Genomic DNA, 18,931 nt, shown 5'->3' on the forward strand with positions numbered 1-18,931 from the left:
AAAAAATCGAAACAGGCCATCTTTATTTAGTTTTCATTTTTATTGAAAGTTAGCAGCGGTATCTTTCCATAAAATGAGTAATCCTCTGCATTGGATGGGTAAAATAGCTTTTCAAACACAGATCTTGACTGATGCGTAAATAAAACCAAAAGCGAAGATTTGCTAGCCTTAATCGCATCTTCTATATCTTCCAGCAGGGTATTGGTAATGTCTCTTTTTTTGTTAAGAATGGTCACTTCGTAATCTGCTTTTTTCTTTAAAGTGGCTTCCATCAATTCTTTATCAAAACTAAACTCGAAGGGATAAGAGATATGCATCATCTCCACGCTTGCGTTGATGGGCCTTGCAAAAGCAACAATCTTTACCAATTCTCTTTCGTAATCGGTCATATCAGACGCATAAAGAATATTTTTCAGCTCTTTTAAATGATAACCACTTGGTATGCAGATCACCGGTATATGGGAATGAGTGATTAGTTTGGCGGTATGGGTTCCAAATATTTTAGTCAATACACCAGCACCGCGGGTAGCGATACAGATATAAGAACAATCATGTTTAGCTGCATATTGCATAATGCCATCTACCACATCGATATTGGATACCAGCACCAATTGATGCTGGATTTCGGGTTCATGAATATCATGATAGATTTCGGCAATGAATGATGTTAATTCCGTTGCTATTTTCTCCCTGAATGCATCGCCATACTCTTTAAATTCACTGTCACTCCAATTGAAAGGCTTTAAAAGATGGTAAACATGCAGGATGATCAATTCTGCTTTACGTTGCTTCGCTAATTTGACAGCAAACCGGATGGCGGCTTTTGAATTAGTGGACTGATCTGTTGTAACAAGTATCTTTTCCATAATTAATTGTAGTTAAGCTGTCTTAATACAGCATTGATTAATGATGCGCAATGAATAAAGGCATATGAATATCCTTCATCAATCTATCGGCCATGCTTGATTTAAACCAGCGCGAAACGGCGTTTCGATGATAAGCACCTAATACGATCAGGCAGTTTTTACCGCTTTTTTCAAGATAGGTGACCACTTCATTTTCCGGGTCGCCATTTAACATTGTATAATCAGCATCTGGATAATGGCAGGCAATAAATTCTTTTACCACGGTTTCGCGGGGGAATTCCATGTACTCTTTTTCATCGGCAACGGATACCACCTCGGTAGGTTTACTACGTAACCAGGGCATCATATAATTGAACATCTTTATCGCATATACCGATGCCGGTTTTCCATCGTATAAAAGCACTACCTTTTCTACATCGCGGTACTCTTTGGGTAAAATTAATACCGGGCACTGTATACCTGCCAATAACTCCCGGATAAATTGTGTAGGCTGCTGGTCCGCAACATGGCTGAATGTTTCATCCGCGCTAATCAGCAGCAGATCACTGTAGATACTTTCTCTAAGTACTTCGGGTATAGCGAAGCTTGGATGATGATGAACGGAGTAGTTAATCTCTGCTTTTTTACAAGCCTGCTCAAAAGCTTCAACCGATTTTACTCTCATTTTTTCATCCTTCTCCAAAAGGTGTTTCATTTTAACCTGAGACAGCCCCTGCGTTCCTACCAGATCAGCGAGGGTATAGCTGTTGTAAAGAAAGGACTCTAAGAAGACACCTGATAGTAGCGCATTGCTATTTTCGCCCAGTTTAATCCCGTAAGTAAGCGTGTTGTTTGCAAACTTCAAACCATCAAAAACTACGCTTATTTTTTTCATATTATCGCTAAAGAAACTTAACCGAAGACGAAAGAAATTCTTGTTTTCGGCAATGATAGGCAACAAGCCAATAAATGATCCTGGTCATTTAAGATGGTTAAAACTTATCGACTACAGTGCGAAAAGAGATATAAAAACAACAAAAGCACCGTTTAAAGTTATGTTTATACAATTCATTAGCTCCTTGTCATCGAACGGTTTAATAAGGTAATTGGCAACGCCTAATTTCCGGGCTTTGTAAACGTCAACAGGCTCTGATTTTGCTGTTGAGAAAATAAATGGGATAAATCTGGTTCGGCTCCTCTTCCTTAAATAAGCCAGTATCTCAAAGCCATCCATTCCTGGCATGACGATATCACAGATGATCAGCCTGGGAATATTCGATTGGATTTGAAGGATCGCCTGTTGCCCACAATTTGCCGTTGTGACGTCAAATCCTGCCAAAGTCAATAACTCTGCAGTGCCGTCTCTGATGTCGTCATTGTCTTCAATGACAAGTATATTTTGCTTCATAGCTTGCAGGTGTATTTAAACTGGTGAAATATTAGACTAAAGGAGTATTCTAGGAAGGACTAAATGGACTACAAAATTGAGTTTCAATTGTTTTAAATCAATTATTTAATTGACGAATGACCAGAAAAGCATCTTCCGGTCATTGAGCCTCCAAGTGCTTCGCAAACGCTGACTATTCTCAACTGATGCGGATATCTCAGGATCGCAGATCATGCGCATTGATTTACATCAAACTAACAGCTTGATAGTTGATAACGTATGAGGGCTACGGCAGAGAACATTTTAAAACCTTCAAAGCAAGTTAGAAAAGTTAAATTTCCAGGTGACTTGGAATTTGCCCCATATACTTAATTAAATGCTGCGCGAGATTGTATAAACCACACATGATTGCCCCCTGTTGCCGATTTTCAAATGACCACATTTGCCATTAGCCTTCAAGTTTTTACAATAAGAAATTATATTGGCGGAGAGTGGTCAACGAAATTGGTTTATCCAACTTAACAATTAGAGTAAATTTGCTATTTGCGTCATTCGTAGAGTAAGAAACTTTTTTAAATTTAAATCACTGATAATAAGCACCTAAGAACTTAGGCACAGAACTCTCCCTCTCCTCTATCGTAAGTTGAGTAATTGAAAGATGTTGAATTATAAAAAAACTATTCCGGCAGTTTAACGCTACCTGAAAAAGTAACTTAAGTGAAGCATTGCAGCAAGCTTAGTTCCCGGCGTAAAAGCAATCCCGTTAACAGCAGATTGATTACGTAATCGGGTTTCCGTTTCAAACTGTGTTTCCTTCCACTTCACGTTAAAAAGATTGTTAATGGTTAATCCTAACTCATACTTCTTTTTAGTGTAATTTAATACCAGATCGTTTATGAAGTAGCCTTCCGCTCTTAAAGAATAATCTTCGTTGGCAGCACGGTCACCCAACCAGCGGTAACGCAGACTTCCGTTAAAACCATCTTTAAAAATGTAAGTGATACCGCCTGTACTGCTCCATACCGGTGCCAGAGGAATATAATTCTCGCTTTTAGGATCATCCAAAGAACGGCCATGCGCGTAGTTTACATCTGCATCAAAGTACAGAGAAGTAATAGGCTGATAACGTCCTGAGAAGTCGAAACCCAAGCGCTGTGTACGTCCGCTGAAATCAACCGTACCACCGTCACCTGCATAAACATATTCTTTTTGCAGATAGCTGTACCATAAAGCGGCGTTAAACAACAAATTCTTAGCAGGTTTGAATACTGTTCCCAGGTCAGCGCCATAAGCAGCAGGCAAGGTTTGCAATCCTTTTTCAGCAACCACCACGCGGGTATCATTGGAGTGGAAACCTTTGCCTAAGAATAAGTATAACTGTGTTTTTTCTGTAGCTTGGTAATAAAAGTTCAATTTCGGGCTAATGATGTTGTTGTTGGCTGTATAGACACCGACACCGTTCAGGGTGCTGTCGCTGGCTAATTTGTTATTGTATTTGTAGTGAAACTGATCAAATCGTAATCCAGCGTTCAAACTAAATTTAGAACTGAATTGGAATGTTTCATTAACAAAAGCACCTGTCCCCAATTCCGTAATATCGCCCAACTTGAAAGGATTGATGACAGTGAAGTTATTTACCGTATTCGACAATTCTGAATTTGTTGTCATATCAAGCCGGGCGTTGATACCTGCTTCTGTAGTGACCTTTGTATCGCCGATATATCCTTCATGCAGAAAGCTGCCGTTGTAACCATAAAGGTTACGGGCTTCCCGCTGCCTGATCTCATCACCATTGACGGTATCTACCAGGTAAAAAGTAAAGTTGGTATGCAGGTCAAATTTATAGCGGGAATAATAAAGCTGATTTTTAATGATATCGTTGTTCGGTAGTGTGGTTAACAGTTGCGCATTGACATTACTACGGGAAGTAATGCCGCCTTCGTTCGGGTCAATGGCACCATAAAAGCCAACTGTTCCATCATTAACGGCGCTTTCGGGTATTTGGCCGGAAGCTTTCCACTTGCTGTATAAAGTGGATGCTGTTAGCGTCAACCAGTTTTTATCATTCAGCTTACCGTGGTATTTGGTGAAGAAGTTAAAACGTTTAAAGTGCTGGGGGTTATCGAAATAGCTGTCGCTGTAACGATATTCAGAAGCTGCATACCAGGATTGGTTGTTTACTTTGGCCTTCTCACCCAAAATGTTGACCATTCCCATTACTCTGTAAGTATTGAACTGCCCGGCTTCCACTTTAAGCATATTCGAGCTGATCGCATTTGCTGTGTTAAAGTTCACGAAGCCTGTGACGGCGAGGTCACCTTTTTCCGCATTATACATACCCTTTTGATAAGTAGTGCTCTCGATGGTTTCCGGAATGATAAAATGGCTGTCCGCGTAGCCTTGCCCGTGCGCCTGGGAAACCATATTGATCGGCATTCCGTCAACACTCATATTAATATCCGTTCCGTGGTCATTATCAAAGCCTCGCAAAAAGATTTGTTCGGCTTTACCGCCGCCCTGGTGCTGCCCGATAAATAATCCGGGTACAATACGCAATACTTCCTGAGAATTGGAAACGCCACGCAATTTAATATGTGTTTCGCTAATCGCTTTATAGGGGTTCCGATTGTTACCAGTAATTACAACGTCCTGCAAACGGGTTTGCTGCTCCGCTATCCGGGTGGTTTGCCCGTTAACAAATGAAGATAAATTGACTACTTCTTTACGGTAACCTACCGCAGATATGGTAAACTTTTTGCCGCTTGCTTTCTTAAAGAAAAACTTACCGGCTTCGTCCGTAACATCTGCCTGGCCATTGTCTAAAGTCACCGTCACGTTATTTACTGCAACATTCGTTGCACTATCTATTATTCGACCAGATAACGAATTTTGCTGAGCAAATGCAGCACGAACAAGGATAATAAGCAACACTGTAAGTAAAAGTCTCTTCATATAAAATAAACGAAGGGCATCCAAAGATTAAAAGGATGCCCTCAAGCTGCGAAGTTAATTAAAAGCTGAATGAGGGAAGCTCATTTGTTGATGTGTTATCGGCCAAAATGATAAGCTAATCCCAGGGTGAAAGCCCTTGGATCACCTAAGCTGTAGCTATAACCATAAGCTGACTTGGCACCCTTGGTCGCGTAATATTTATTAAACACATTCAGGGCGTTTATCCAGATCTCTGCCGGACCCCATAGGTAACCGGTGCGAATATTGGTCACGCTATAACCCCCGTAGGTGTATCGCTGCAAGTTATCGAGGTAGTATTTGCCGACCTTCTGCTCTTCCAGACCGATGCGGAAACCCTTAATATAATGTGGCTTGTACATCACCTCTGCGTTACCAATAAAATGCGGCGCGGTCTGCATTTCGTAGCCGCTGTAATTAATACCGCTTTCTACGTAATTTACGAAGGTATGCAGCGCATTGGTGCCACTCAATCGCAAGTAAAGGTCATCGGTCGGGCGATAAGTCAAACCGTACTCCACACCTTTGTGACGGGTAGCACCGGCATTTTGCGAAGCATAGGTATTGTTGGCTTGCTGAACGGTAATGATCTCATTGGTGCCGTTCATCAGGTAAAAGCTGTAATCAATGTAAAGCTTGTTTTGCAGCAGGGATAGCCAGCCGCCGAGTTCGTAATTTTTAAAAGTCTGCGGCAACAGGTAAGCATTGTTGCTGGCTATGCCGAATACATCCGTTAATTGCGGTGGCACATAACCCTCGCTGTAGGTGCCGTAAAAACCGATGCCGTTATGGTTATAGGTAAAGCCAATCTTCGGCGCGACCTTGCCATAATTCACGATCTGCGATGGGCCACCGGTCACCGGTGATCCCGGTAAGGCGTTCACAAAAGCATATTGGAAAGCATCATAGCGCAATGCCGCCGATACGCGTAAGCCCTCGGCAATTTTAAAATCATAGCTTCCATACGAGCCGAAATTGCTGATTACCGTTTTGTAATTGGCCATCACGATCTCCGGGTTGGGATTCGTAAAACTCACATAATTGGTGATGCCATTTTGAGTCTGCTTCTTCACCCAGATAAAATCCTGGTAAAACGACTGTGGACTAACCTCGCCGCTGGTACCGATGATCAATTTACTATCCAGAAATTTAAAGCGCTGCACATGCTGCAGGTATAAGCCGTAGGACTTAAACGCATTGGTATTGATGTTGCCGCCTGCCGTGTCGGGCGATACTGGATTTGTGGCTTTGCCGCCTGTCCGGTAAGTTGAAATAGCATAAGACGGATTTTGTGTCACCGAATTATCGCGGTAAAGAAACGTCGCGTTAGTCGAACCGTTCTCACTCCATTTATGACTGATGGTCGAGCGTAGGCGAAACGCGTTAGATTTCCGGTAAGTAAACAGCGTGTTCGTCAAATAATTATGCTGGGCAAAATGCGCGCTATCCAGGTTACCATACATATCACTGAAGAAATTGGTATAGGTAGCGCTGTTCGTCCAGGTGGTGGCGCTGTCGATATGGTAATCCAGCCTGGCGGTGATCGCCGTTTTATGAAAATCACTGTACTGGATCGGGCCATCTTTTTGATTAGCATAATAACCGCTTAGCAAAAAACCCACTTTTCCCGAAGTAGAGCCGACCTGCCCGTCAACACGGCGGTAGCCTCGATTGCTTGACTGCACACTGGCATAACCTGAGGTATAGACAGGGGGAGCAAGCGTAATAACATTTACCGCACCGCCAATGGCTTCCGCGCCATACAAGGCCGATGACGGGCCTTTGATCACCTCGATCTCTTTAGCGGCGGTCGCATTCATTTCAAGCAGGCCGTTATGATCAAACACACCGAAAGTGCGGATTGGCAAGCCATCTTCCAGGAACAGGAACCGGTTATTGGGACCAACTGGCTGGCGGATAGCGATCTGATTATATTCGTTACCTAAGCTGGCCATGTTTACGCCACTCACCTTATTCAACAGGTAATCCAAACGCTGTGCCTTGGTATCCTGCATGACTTTCCCGGATATGGTGGAAATTGCGACCGGCGCTTCGCTTCGTTTTTCGGCAGTACGATTGGCGCTAACCACCACCTGGTTTAATTGATTCTTTGACGGTTGCAAAGCAATAGCCAACATGGTACCGGTTACCGGTATCCGGCGGGTCTGGTAGCCGATGAAGCTCACTTTTAAAGTCTGATTCTTTGTATTGATCTTAAAGCCGCCATCACTTCCCGAAGTGACTGAAGTGCCGGTTGTGTCTGTAATTGTCGCACCAGGAATTGGTTCCCTGCTAATGGCATCAAAAATTTTGCCGCGAACAGTTTGTGCAAAGACGTTACCCGCACAACATATCACGCATATAAGAAGTATAATTCTTTTCATAAAAGTTAGAAATATACGTCTGGCGTTTGATCCGCCAGACGTGTGTGTAATAAAGTATGTTGACAGAGATGGGATCGTCCTCTTCGATGTGAAGAACACTAATAGTCTTACATCTTCATTCCCGGCATGCTGTCGCTGGTTTTTATATTTTGTTTCTTTAAATAATCACCAGATGTTTTTAGCAAGACCTTGTACGTACTGTCAAGTTGATTTAACTGCTTCTTTTGGCCGCTAAGATAGCTGCTAACCTGTCCTTCTGATTTTCCTTTCTGATCCGGATCAAATTTGTGCATCCAGTCCATCATCCGGTCACTAAGTTTTCCTATGCTATCGCTTAAGGGTTTAACATTTTCGGCTTTTGCAGGCATGGCCCTAATCATGGAATCCAGCGCCATTTTGTTGCTCTCCGCTTTACCATCCTCGCCCATTACCTGGTCATGCAGGCTCAGAACTTCCTTACGCAAGGCATTTACATCCGTTTTAGGTTTACAGGCACCCAGCATTATGATCAGGCTCAACAGTAAACTAATCGAAGCAATTTGATTTTTTTCCATGTTATTTATTTTACAGGTTTTAATGTTTCGGTGACTTTACTGCAATTGCTCATTCCCATATAAGGGTCTTTCCCTTTATCAGAATCGCTTAGAAAATAACGTTTGGTCATGGTGCAGTACTGGCGGTAAAGCACGTTATTATTTACCTTCAGTTTTTTAACTAAAGTGTACAGGTTGTTGGAAAGGCTGGCGAAGTGTTCGCGCTGGTGATCGATCTTGTTCACCTCACTGATATGTCTGCTGTCATATTCCAATTTAGGCAGTAAAGCTGCTTCATCGGCATTTAACCCTGCTTTGGGGATCTCCCCAATTGATGCCAGCAAAGTTTTCGCTTTATTTTCGGCTACTGTACCATCACCACTAACTAAGGCATCTTTTAATGCCAGGTAATTGGTGATCACCGTATTGACGGGCTTTGTTTGGGCGCTCTGTGCTTTAACGGTTAAAACCGATAGTAATGCCATCGCAAATAATAATGCAGTTGTTTTTAGTGTTTTCATGTCTGTAGTTTTTAAATAGTTAATTTTTCTTTTTTATTCAGGTGCCTGGAAACGCTTATCATTCACAAATTCGTGGTCGGTTAAGGTTTTCAAAAAGGCGATCAATTGGTTTTGTTCAATGGTGCTAAGTTTGACCCCGTATACATTGTTTTGACGTAATAAAGGGTCAAGGTTGGCGGTTGGTTTCACGCCGGAGTTATAATGGGCCAATACTTCTTTCAATGTTTCAAACCTGCCGTCGTGCATGTAAGGGCTGGTAAGTTCGACATTGCGTAAGGATGGCACACGGAATTTACCCCGGTCTGTTTCGAGGTGCGTAATACTGTCCCGGCCAATATCATCCGGCTTCAGGTCAAGGCCGTTACTTCGGTAAGCCAGGTCAGTAAATAATGGTTCCTGGTGACAGGTGCTGCATTTCTTTTTAAATAAGGCATAACCTGCTGTTTCTTCCGCCGTAAAGTCACCGCCTTTTTCTTTCCGGATATACTTATCATACTTGGAATTAGCCGAAACGAGCATACTGGTGAACTGTGCCAGTGCCCTGAACGTCCGCTGTGAATTGATCTCAGTTGTCCCAAATGCCGCCTTAAATAAAGTAGCGTACGCTTTCGTTTCCTGTAACCTGCTAACGATCGTATTCAGGTCAGTTGCCATTTCGCAGGGATTGGTCATGGCGTTCATGGGAGAAACTTCAATATGATGCACACCGCCATCCCACATAAACTCTTTTTGCCAGGCCAGGTTAAATAAGGGCGGCGCATTACGTGTGCCCAAACATTCATCTACACCGTGGCTTACCGCGTGGTCGAGGTTGGCAAAAGCGGCAAAGGACTGGTGGCAGTTTGCGCAGGAAATCGACTTATCTTTTGAGATGATCGGATCGTAAAATAATATCCTGCCCAACTTAAAGCCATTACTGGTTACAGGGTTGTCTTTAAAATCATATACAGGTTTCGGAAAATTGGCAGGCACGGCGAAGCGAACGCTATCGGCTACGATACTATAATTAACTCCCTTAAACCCATAATTGAACGCAGTGCAAATGGTGATAAAACCAAGCAGCACTAAAAAGACAATTCCCTTAGCTTTCATATCAGTTTTTTACCTTGGTGATCTTAAAAAGTCCGTCTGCATAGTTATCAGCGACAATAACAGAATTAGGGCCACCCATAGTAAAATTTAGTTTGGCAAAATCAACAGTTGTTTTACCCTGGAACAAGGCATCGGCATTGGCTGCCACCTCTATTTCAGGCGATTTGCCATTACTGATCTTTAGGTTTTTTGGGAAAGTTTGTGTAAAGGTGCGAATGGTATTGCCCGGATCTTTAGCTCCGCCGATATGAAAGGTCAGACGATTTTTTTTAGCGGTTGATTTCGGAGATATACCTTCCAGCTTAACAAAGATGTACCCGCTGTTCCAGCTCCAGAACATCCCGTTTGCAGGATCAAGAACACCGGTTTGCGCACCAGCAAAGTTCCTCGCGCTGTCTACACCGATGGTAAAAGTAATGCCGGTATATTTTCCTTCGGGTATGTTGGTGATCTGCTGATTGAGCGTACTAGAATCCGCAGCATTGACCAGGTAATAAGAATCAGGGATGGCCACCTTATTGCCGTTTTTGGCGATAAGGCTAACGTTGCTGATATAATATTTGAAAGTGGTTAACTTAAAATCGTCACCGTTGGCATTTTTATAAAGCGAAGTGGAATCGTTTAGCTTCAGTTCTCTTCCGTCAACGACATTTTTAAAATGAACAGCTAAATTACCTTTTTTAGCGTCCTTAGTTTTCCCTTTTGGAGGGTTAGCGAACACGGTTGCTGCTATGGCAATCATGCAGGCTATAAAAAGCAGGTTCTTTTTCATAATGAATGGATTTAATTGTATAATCTGTTTTCTAAAGTCATAATAAAATGAGTTGTGAGTTCGCTGACATCATTTTCTTCGTCATTGTTCACTACCCAGCCATTATCAACTTTTTGCACGCTTATAACCGGTGAATTGTAATTGATATAAAAGGTGAATTGATTGCGGCCGTCCTGCCTGATGAATCCTTTCATCTTTTCACCGCCGATGGTTAAGGTCACCTGTTCTTTTAATTGGTTTTTAAAATGGCGCTTTACGTGCCGCTCCACAGTGGCTTGATGAACCTGCATATCAAATACAAGCGTACTCTTAGACCAGGAAAAGCGCAGTTTATCGCCATACTTCTCCAGACCCAGGTAACTGAACATCGCTGCTGGTGTCAGCGCCGATAAGGCCAATATAGAGGAGGTCGCGATCTCTGTCATTTTTTGCTGTACTAATTTTTAGCGATTAAAGTCATTTCGTGAGTTTTGGTTAGCGTACATGCAGTTCGTAAGCAGTAGGATTTCTCTGAAAACCGGCTTTGCAACGTGCAGAGCAGAATCCAATTATTTTTCCTTTATAATGTACCGTGTCAGCATAACCAGTAAGGGCCATTCCGCAAACTGGGTCTATATCATTATCAATTTTAGCTTTTGCGGATACGCTTTCAGGGTGCACCAAAGGTTCTAAAGCACTGTTATACATGGTGCGTACACTTTCTACAATCGCTTTATCCGTATTATGCTCACTGCCACCTTTAACCGGGGGATGCGGATCGTATTCCAGGTCAAGCATCACGGTTTGGGTGTACTTTTCACCCATGATGTCGTTGATCAAACCCAGGCTCATATCGATACCCGCGGAAACGCCCGCACTTGTCCAGTACTTACCGCTTTGCACATAACGTTTATCTTCTGCGGTAATCCCGAATTGGTCTTTCAAGATATGCTTGCCGAACCAGTGGGTCGTGGCTGCATGGCTTTTTAGCAAGCCGGTCGAAGCCAGTATCCAGGCACCTGTGCAAACGCTGGTGGTGTACTTGGAATGTACATCGATGGCTTTGATCCAGTTGAGCAAAGCAGTATCCTTTGTTGCGTTATAAGTTTCGTTCAATCCTCCGGGAATTACGAGGATGTCCAGTTGTTTTACCTCATTGATAGACGTATCACATTGCACCTTCATACCATCACCGGTAGTGATCACGCCTTTGTGACGCCCTACAAAAAACACCTTAGCGCCCATCAGTTCGCTTAACACATGGTAAGGTCCCATCGCATCTAAAACCGCGTAGTTATCATATAACAAGATGCCCACTGTTTTGATCTGCACTTTTGGTTCAGGTAACATATCTATGTGACTGTTTGTCTCGGCTGATTTGTTTGCCTTAGGTTTGTTTGTACAAGCTGCCATTATTAAAACAATCGGTGCAGCGAAAAATAGTTTTTTCATTACCCTTGTCTTTACAATTTAGCGATCAATGTTGTTCCGTAAGTCCTTGGGGTTCCTAACAGGAAGGTGCTAAAGGAGCCATATGGTATGTATTTTTTATCCGTGATATTCCGAGCCCAGAAATTCAGTTCAAAATGCTTGCAGGTTATACCCGCTTTGGCATTGAACAGGCTATAGGCCGGCTGGCTTAAACCGTTCACAAAATCGAAATAATATTTGTCCAGGTAACGGTATTCGCCCCTGACGAAGGCGGCTAACTGTTGTTTGCTTCCCTTAAAGCCATAGGTATACTGCGCTGACAGCATCGAAGTAACCGGCGGCGTATTGATGGGTTGGCCGCCTTTGTAATTCACCACGGCTTTCGCATCCGTGCTATATAACAGCAATGAAGTATAACGGGCATGTGAATAACTCGCGTTCCAGTCGATCTGCAGGCCTTTTACAGGCAAGGCTGTTAATTCCAGTTCTACGCCTTTGTTGTGCATCTCGCCCACGTTAAGGATCAGGGCATTGATGCCGTCCATGGCGGTACTGATCTGCTGGTTATGCTGCTGCAGGTAAAATGCCGTCAGGTTTAGTTTTAGCTTATTATCCAAAAAAGTGTTTTTCCAGCCGATCTCGTAGTTGTCCGAATGTTCGGGCTGGTAAGGGACCTGTGCCGGATCGGTCGCGTTGGTATTCAACCCGCCGGCACGGAAGCCGCGTGCATAGCTGCCGTACAGCAGCATGTTTTCCTGTAATTGGTAACTCAATACAAATTTTGGCGTTACCGCATGGAAGTTCGCCTTGTAAAATTGTTTTGGCGAAGATACTACGGGATTAGGTTCCTGTTCGTAATCAGCATATTGATTAAGGTCACGGGTCTCGTGGTCGTAGCGGATACCGGCGGTGAAATCCAGTTTGCGGGCAAGTGAGTACGTAGCCTGCCCGAAAAAAGCATAACCCTTGTTGTTTCCGCGGCTGATGCTGGTCGTGGTAGAAGGTGGAATGGGGGTTCCGTCTTTTTGCACGGCATCCGGCCCGGAAAAAACAGGTGCATTCATATGGGTATTTTGCGTAAAACCGTAGGCACCAGCCACCCATTTAAGCTTGCTTTGGCTTGCCGATGGTGAGCTAAACCGGATCTCCTGGCTAAAAACATGTTGCCGCTGATCAGGCGCAGTACTAATGATGTCTAATGGACTATAATCATAATCAACGCCTCTTCCCTCGTAATAAGCATGCCAGTCGATGTAGGAAGATACCGAAGTGAAGTTGAAATTCTTACCGTAGTAATTGGCCGCCAAAGAGGTGTTGAAATTATTCCGGCGTTCTACATTGGTGTTATTAGTGTTTACCTGGTAGGCCTTTGCATAAACATCTTTATAAGAAGTTATCCAGGGAAAACTGCCCCGGTCATTGTCATTCTCCAGTTTCGCATTTAATGCCAGTGACCATTTCGCTGAAGGGAGGTAACGTAAGTTAAAGTTACCGGAGTAGTCCTCCCTGCGGTCAAAACCGCTTTTGGTAAACTCATTATAATAGATCGAGCCACGGTGATTATAGCTAAAAGAGCCGCTGCTAAACAGCTTATCTTTCACAATAGGCTCTGAAAGACTGACCGTATAACGCTGCTGGCCGTAATTACCAAAAATCATTTCCGCATAGCCGGAAGGTGTGTTACCGGGTTGTTTGGTCGTGATATTAACCACACCTCCATAAGCGTTACGCCCATATAGCGTTCCCTGCGGACCACGCAATATCTCGATACTCTGCACATCATTGAACAAGGGCGGCGCGGAAAAATAATCGAATTGATAAACACCATCGACGTAAGTAGCTACGGCCTGCTCATTAGAAAAGCCCATTACGCCACGTATATTAAAGAAGTTAGAGCTGGTACTATTGCCGTGTTCCACCACAAATAGATTCGGGGCGATGGCCGTCAGATTGGTAATATCCCATAAACGGTAATCCCTGATCTGTTTGGCATCTAAAGAAGTAATCGCGGCCGGTATTTTCTGGATCGCTTCCTGGCGTTTTTCTGAAGATACGGTGACCTCATTTAATTGGCTGCTACTTTCGGCCAGCTTGAAATCAAGGATCAGCACTTGGCCCTTTTTTAATTCAAGGGCTTTCAATTGCGAGGCGTAGCCGACCGCTGAAACACTGATGGTATAATTTCCACCTGCTAAATTGTTGATGCTATATTTACCCTGACTGTCTGAAATATCGCCATAATTGGTATTGAGTAATTTAACCGTTGTTTTGACGATCGCTTCTCCACTGGTGGTCGTAACCGTACCCTGTATTTTGCCTGATTGAGCGAATACTGTTATGCTAAAGCATAGCATGAAAAGGGTTGTAAGTTTTATAAATTTTTTCATGATGTTTAGTTTAAAAGACTATTGATGTGGCATTAACATTTTAAGTTGTTCACGCATACCACGGTCAAACCTCATCCCGCCCACTGCTTCGGGCCATTCGTCGTGTTCCTTCATATTATATTGTATAGCGCCCTCCACTAACTTTTCCATCCGGTCACCACTAAAGCGGGCAACCAGGTGCAGCGAGGCGTCGATACCGGTAGTTACACCAGAAGCAGTCACCAATTTTCCATCATCCACGAAACGAACATCCTGGATCACCGTTGACTTGGGAAACTGTTTTTGCAGATCTTCTGCCTGGAAAAAATGCGTGGTTACCTTGTGTCCGTCAAATGCGCCGGTTTGGCCAACGAAATAGGCCGCCGTGCAAATGGACATCAACACCTGGGCCTTTTCTCCATATTGCTTGATAAAATTTAGTACCGGCTGATTGTAACGCATCGAGTCCGCCAAGCCTACCGAGCCGCCTGGAATAACCAAAATGTCGGGCTGGGGCATCTGATCAGCCGTGTAATCCGGCATGAATTTTAACCCGCCAGCCTGCGTAGTTACAGTTCCCGGCTTTAAGGCTACTGTATAAACATGATACTGGCCGCCGGTCATATTACCAGCTTTAGTAAACACATCAATCGGGCCGTTCATATCACCCAGCCCAACACCATTATAAACAAAGACCGCAACATTCAGCGGCTTGTCAAATTTTTTCTGCCCCATGCGGGCATTCACCATCATCTGCGCATTCACTATCTGGTGGATGCCAATGATTACCACAATTAAGATGATCCTTTTTATCATGCTTTAGAATATAAGAGTTAAGGTAGCCATGTATCTGCGCAGCATACCGGGAGTGATGGTTCCAAAGCCACCGTTGTAATATTGTTTATCGCCCAGGTTATCTGCATTAATAGCAAAGCGGTAGCGCGGACGGTTGTAAAATATAGCACCATTGAATAACGCATAACTATTCAGGTAGAATTGCCCGTTGGTCGTATTGTTAACGATCAGGTTACGGCTATAATAATTGCCGCCAAAACCGACGCCCAAACCCTGCATCGACGTGAAGGGAAGAATGTAACTGGTGTAAAAGTTAACTGTTTTGTCCGGGCCGGAATTTACGGGGCGCAGGCCATTGACCGTTCCGTTTGCAGAAGTAAGCTTACTGTCATTATAAGATAATCCAGCATTGATGAGCAGGCCATTGACCGGGCGGGAAAACAGATCAATTTCTACCCCTCTGCTAAACTGTGTGCCTTCCTGAACGGTAAACGTCGGTCGTAAAACATCAGGCCTTAGTGTATTCTCAACTTTGATATTGTAATAGCTGATCGTAGCGCTCAACAGGTCATGAGCCAATTCAGCTTTCAGACCACCTTCCAATTGGTTGGCATATTGGGGTTTAAACGCCGATACCGAACCATCCGGCTGGGTAGCAGGCGCTACGTTTTGAAAACCGTTGTTATAGTTACCAAACAGGGATACGTGGTCTTTCACGACTTGGTAAACCAATCCAAATTTGGGCGCAAAAGCAGTCTGGTCATAATTGCCTGTGGTGACGTTGGTGGTTGTATTGGTTGTACCTTTGTTATTAAAACGATCAACCCTTAAACTTAACAATGCCGATAAACGGTCAGTGACGTTAATTACATCAGAAGCATAGGCTGCATAAGTATTTACTCTGGATGAAGAATAGATAGCTGCAAGCCCATTTAATTTGTTAGCGATATTTGCCGGGCCGATCAGTTCGTAATTCGGCATAGAACGGGTAACAAACAAGGTGTCAAACGCTTTGCGGCCACCAGAGCCGGCAAGTGAATTAGACGCGAAAGCAGATGAGTTCTGGTAAAACTCCAAACCAACAACCAGGCGGTTACGTAGTTTACCCAGCTTAAAATCGCCGATAAAGTTTTGCTGGATCTGGCTGATTGTAATTAGACTGGCCGGGTAATTGGATACATTACGTACAAGCGCACTGTCGCCTTTCAGTAATGTAAAAGTCAAATAGTTGCCGGTATTTTCTGTGCCTGTTCTGGTTAGGTTTGTTTGAGATGTCCACTGGTCGGAGATTTTGTAGGTCACCTGGCCGTAAAAGCTCCGGGCTGGATCTTTTAACGTTACGCTATTGTTGCCATAATAACGCTTATAGTCCAGTGGTAACTGGGATGGATTGCTCGCCCATATTTTGGTTGATCCAGGTTGTATAGGGCCTACCGGCGTGATCTGCGGTAAGGATGTCCCTTCCCGGTTGTAGAACTCCGCATCAAGCGAGAAGCTGAGGCGGTCGCTGGCTTTATAAAAAATGCTTGGCGCAATAAATGTGCTGCGCAAGAAACCGGCATCCTGGAAACTACCTTCGTAATGCTGTGAGGCGTTGACACGTAATAAAACGGTTTTGTCTTTGTTAAGCGGTGTATTGATATCTGCCGTAAAACGGTTTAAATCATAGCTGCCTCCCTGATAAGCAATCTCCACATGTGTGGTATCAAAAGGCTTTTTGGTAATGCGGTTAAGAACACCACCGAAGGATGCCAAGGTGCTGCCGAACAATGTTCCGGATGGCCCCTTGACAGCCACCAATTGTTCTATATTGACGATATCCGGATCCGCGGTAGAATAGCCTGATACGCCATTTCGGATATAATTGCGGGTATTAAAGCCGCGGCTGGTATAATAAGCAGAAACGGATGACCAGGCTTTAACCACACCGGGAATGTTTTTAATGATACTGTTCAGGTCAGTAGCTCCCTGCTCAGTAATGACCTGGTTAGAGACGGTATTAATCGACTGAGGGTTCTCGATATTGCTTAATGGCAGCCTCGCTGCAATGCTGCTCGCCTTATCCCGCTGGCGGGTCCTGCGGCTGCCTATTATTACTTCAGATAATTGCTGTGTAGCTTTATCGAGTTCGAGTGTCATGAAATTGTTTTTGCCGTTAATGACGATGAGGTTTTGTTTGCTAGCGGAATAACCGATGCCGGAAGCCACTAAGGTGTAGGTGCCCGGTTTTATATTTCGGAGCGTAAAATCACCGTTGTCCGCGGTACGTGTACCGAAATCGGTTCCCTCCAATTTCACGCTGATATTGCTTAGGGGTTCCCCGTCGGTAGAAGTGATATTACCTTTAATGGTTTGCCCAAGGGCTGGAATAGAAAATAAAAATAGAATGATAATGTATAGAAATTTCATCAGATCGCTGTAATAGCAGAGTTTACACACAGCATATGATGCTGGTATTTAACCAATGCTTAATAAATAGGTTGATCGCACGGAATTTATAAAACCGTTAACGAAGCATTAAATGAATGGTAATTAAGCGGCCTGCTTAGGCGGTCTGAAGATGGTTGAAAGATAGCGGCTGGTATACTGATAGGTATATACCGGAAAATATTGTTCAATGCCGGTTAAAAGTACCGGTTCGGGAAAAGATAACTTAAACGTTTCATAGAAAAACGAAACCTCCAGGCGGTTCAGGTTATCTTTCGCCGCTTCTTTTTTTTCGTTTTCTTCGGATTGCCTGATTTTCTTCATGAAATAACACTTACCGTTACAATGCAGATAAGGCCTGTTCCTGTTCTCGCAGAGGTTGCTAACGATATATTTCTTATTGAGTTCAAACCCGGCTATAACAAAAAAGCGGGAACAGTTCGCCGTAAGCGTGGTCAGGATCAGAAGAAATATGGTTGCCTGGCGAAACATTTTGCAAAGTTATAAAATATAAGCCGTTAAAGCTCTTTCAGGAAAGTATTGTATTTATTTAGAATGATTGTAAATAGACCTTATTTATCGTTACTTTGTTGCATTGTTTAATACTTATTTATTTAAATATCGATGACAAAATGCTTGTAAAAGATTTTAGAATAACGCAATGAAAGAAATGAAGTTATTATAGTTTGCAGAAGTGGGTGCGTTGCATATTCTTATAAGTAGTTTATAACGTCTACTATGGGATAATAATTCTAATAACTGTTTTAATAAATGCTATATATCACACCCAAATCAAGTAAAAGGAGGCTGCTTTTTCTTTGATATTGACTATTTTTAAGTTGTCCAGATAAGCTTTTTTGCAAATTCACATCTGCTAAGATATCGATTCGCTTATCAATCCTCCGTCCAAATCCTACTCCGGCAGAAGCTCCGATTTGCAAACGATTATATTTTGCTCCATTAAGTTCAATATTGATCACATTGTTTTTTATAGTAACAATTTCTTGATTATCTTTAGTAATGTTTGTATTATAGATATCAGGAATGCTTTGCTTGATTGAATAAGATTTCCAACAACTAAATGTAGGACCGAGATTAAAATCAAAATAAAGCTTTTTTGTGATGATTTTATATTGTATGTTAATTGGTATTTCAAAAAAAGTCGAACTATAGGTATTAGAAATATCAAGATTGTTCTTGTTCAATATTTTATATAGTCTTTTAGAATAATTTAATCCAATGACGTACCGTACGTTGGTAAAGGGTGATTTGGGTGATACAAATAATCCCAAGTGCGCTCCTGGTAACGATAAGGATTTAAAATTCTCCTTATCATAAAACTTAGAAACAGATTCATATACTATACCATATTTTACGCCGAAAAGCATTTGCGAGTATAATTTACACGGAATGAGACAAAACAGAACTA

The 18,931-nt window shown here is 43.0% G+C and carries 16 protein-coding genes; all 16 read right to left on the bottom strand.

The genetic code is table 11. From position 1 onward, the window contains the following. Nucleotides 1-26: 26 nt before the first annotated feature. The gene (locus MUCPA_RS34725) at nucleotides 27-866 is read right to left on the bottom strand and encodes a universal stress protein (RefSeq protein ID WP_008513235.1); all 840 of its coding nucleotides are present in this window, start codon (nucleotides 864-866) and stop codon (nucleotides 27-29) included. Nucleotides 867-903: 37 nt separating this feature from the next. After that, nucleotides 904-1,740: a universal stress protein gene (locus tag MUCPA_RS34730; RefSeq protein WP_008513237.1), complete on the bottom strand. Its 837-nt coding sequence runs from the start codon at nucleotides 1,738-1,740 to the stop codon at nucleotides 904-906. A 111-nt stretch (nucleotides 1,741-1,851) separates the two neighbouring features. Continuing rightward, nucleotides 1,852-2,253: a response regulator gene (locus MUCPA_RS34735; protein ID WP_008513239.1), complete on the bottom strand. Its 402-nt coding sequence runs from the start codon at nucleotides 2,251-2,253 to the stop codon at nucleotides 1,852-1,854. Between the two features lie 675 nt (nucleotides 2,254-2,928). Next, on the bottom strand, nucleotides 2,929-5,184 hold the full coding sequence (locus tag MUCPA_RS34740; protein ID WP_008513241.1) for a TonB-dependent receptor: 2,256 nt from the start codon (nucleotides 5,182-5,184) through the stop codon (nucleotides 2,929-2,931). Between the two features lie 95 nt (nucleotides 5,185-5,279). Further along, entirely contained in the window at nucleotides 5,280-7,586 is a 2,307-nt protein-coding gene (locus MUCPA_RS34745; protein ID WP_008513242.1) for a TonB-dependent receptor, read from the bottom strand. A gap of 107 nt (nucleotides 7,587-7,693) precedes the next feature. Beyond that, the gene (locus tag MUCPA_RS34750; protein WP_008513243.1) at nucleotides 7,694-8,140 is read right to left on the bottom strand and encodes a hypothetical protein; all 447 of its coding nucleotides are present in this window, start codon (nucleotides 8,138-8,140) and stop codon (nucleotides 7,694-7,696) included. Nucleotides 8,141-8,145: 5 nt separating this feature from the next. After that, on the bottom strand, nucleotides 8,146-8,640 hold the full coding sequence (locus tag MUCPA_RS34755; protein ID WP_008513246.1) for a DUF3347 domain-containing protein: 495 nt from the start codon (nucleotides 8,638-8,640) through the stop codon (nucleotides 8,146-8,148). Nucleotides 8,641-8,673: 33 nt separating this feature from the next. Then, on the bottom strand, nucleotides 8,674-9,732 hold the full coding sequence (locus MUCPA_RS34760; protein ID WP_008513248.1) for a cytochrome-c peroxidase: 1,059 nt from the start codon (nucleotides 9,730-9,732) through the stop codon (nucleotides 8,674-8,676). A gap of 1 nt (nucleotide 9,733) precedes the next feature. After that, nucleotides 9,734-10,504, bottom strand: coding sequence for an MbnP family protein (locus MUCPA_RS36615; protein ID WP_008513250.1), 771 nt, complete (start codon nucleotides 10,502-10,504; stop codon nucleotides 9,734-9,736). A gap of 11 nt (nucleotides 10,505-10,515) precedes the next feature. Next, on the bottom strand, nucleotides 10,516-10,929 hold the full coding sequence (locus MUCPA_RS34770) for a hypothetical protein (RefSeq protein ID WP_008513252.1): 414 nt from the start codon (nucleotides 10,927-10,929) through the stop codon (nucleotides 10,516-10,518). A 49-nt stretch (nucleotides 10,930-10,978) separates the two neighbouring features. Then, the gene (locus MUCPA_RS34775) at nucleotides 10,979-11,833 is read right to left on the bottom strand and encodes a DJ-1/PfpI family protein (protein ID WP_233276824.1); all 855 of its coding nucleotides are present in this window, start codon (nucleotides 11,831-11,833) and stop codon (nucleotides 10,979-10,981) included. Nucleotides 11,834-11,946: 113 nt separating this feature from the next. Then, nucleotides 11,947-14,301, bottom strand: a complete 2,355-nt coding sequence (locus tag MUCPA_RS34780; protein ID WP_008513255.1) for a TonB-dependent receptor — start codon at nucleotides 14,299-14,301, stop codon at nucleotides 11,947-11,949. 18 nt (nucleotides 14,302-14,319) lie between these two features. Continuing rightward, a complete protein-coding gene (locus MUCPA_RS34785; RefSeq protein ID WP_008513257.1) occupies nucleotides 14,320-15,096 on the bottom strand; it encodes a DJ-1/PfpI family protein in 777 nt (258 codons plus the stop codon). A 3-nt stretch (nucleotides 15,097-15,099) separates the two neighbouring features. Next, nucleotides 15,100-17,484 (bottom strand): TonB-dependent receptor, encoded by a 2,385-nt coding sequence (locus MUCPA_RS34790; protein WP_008513259.1) that lies wholly within the window; start codon nucleotides 17,482-17,484, stop codon nucleotides 15,100-15,102. 123 nt (nucleotides 17,485-17,607) lie between these two features. Then, complete coding sequence (locus MUCPA_RS37400) at nucleotides 17,608-17,994, bottom strand: hypothetical protein (protein ID WP_008513261.1); 387 nt, start codon at nucleotides 17,992-17,994, stop codon at nucleotides 17,608-17,610. Between the two features lie 272 nt (nucleotides 17,995-18,266). Continuing rightward, nucleotides 18,267-18,890, bottom strand: a complete 624-nt coding sequence (locus MUCPA_RS34800) for an outer membrane beta-barrel protein (protein ID WP_040626846.1) — start codon at nucleotides 18,888-18,890, stop codon at nucleotides 18,267-18,269. Nucleotides 18,891-18,931 lie beyond the last annotated feature (41 nt).

The sequence above is a fragment of the Mucilaginibacter paludis DSM 18603 genome, assembly GCF_000166195.2.
GTDB classification, from domain to species: domain Bacteria; phylum Bacteroidota; class Bacteroidia; order Sphingobacteriales; family Sphingobacteriaceae; genus Mucilaginibacter; species Mucilaginibacter paludis.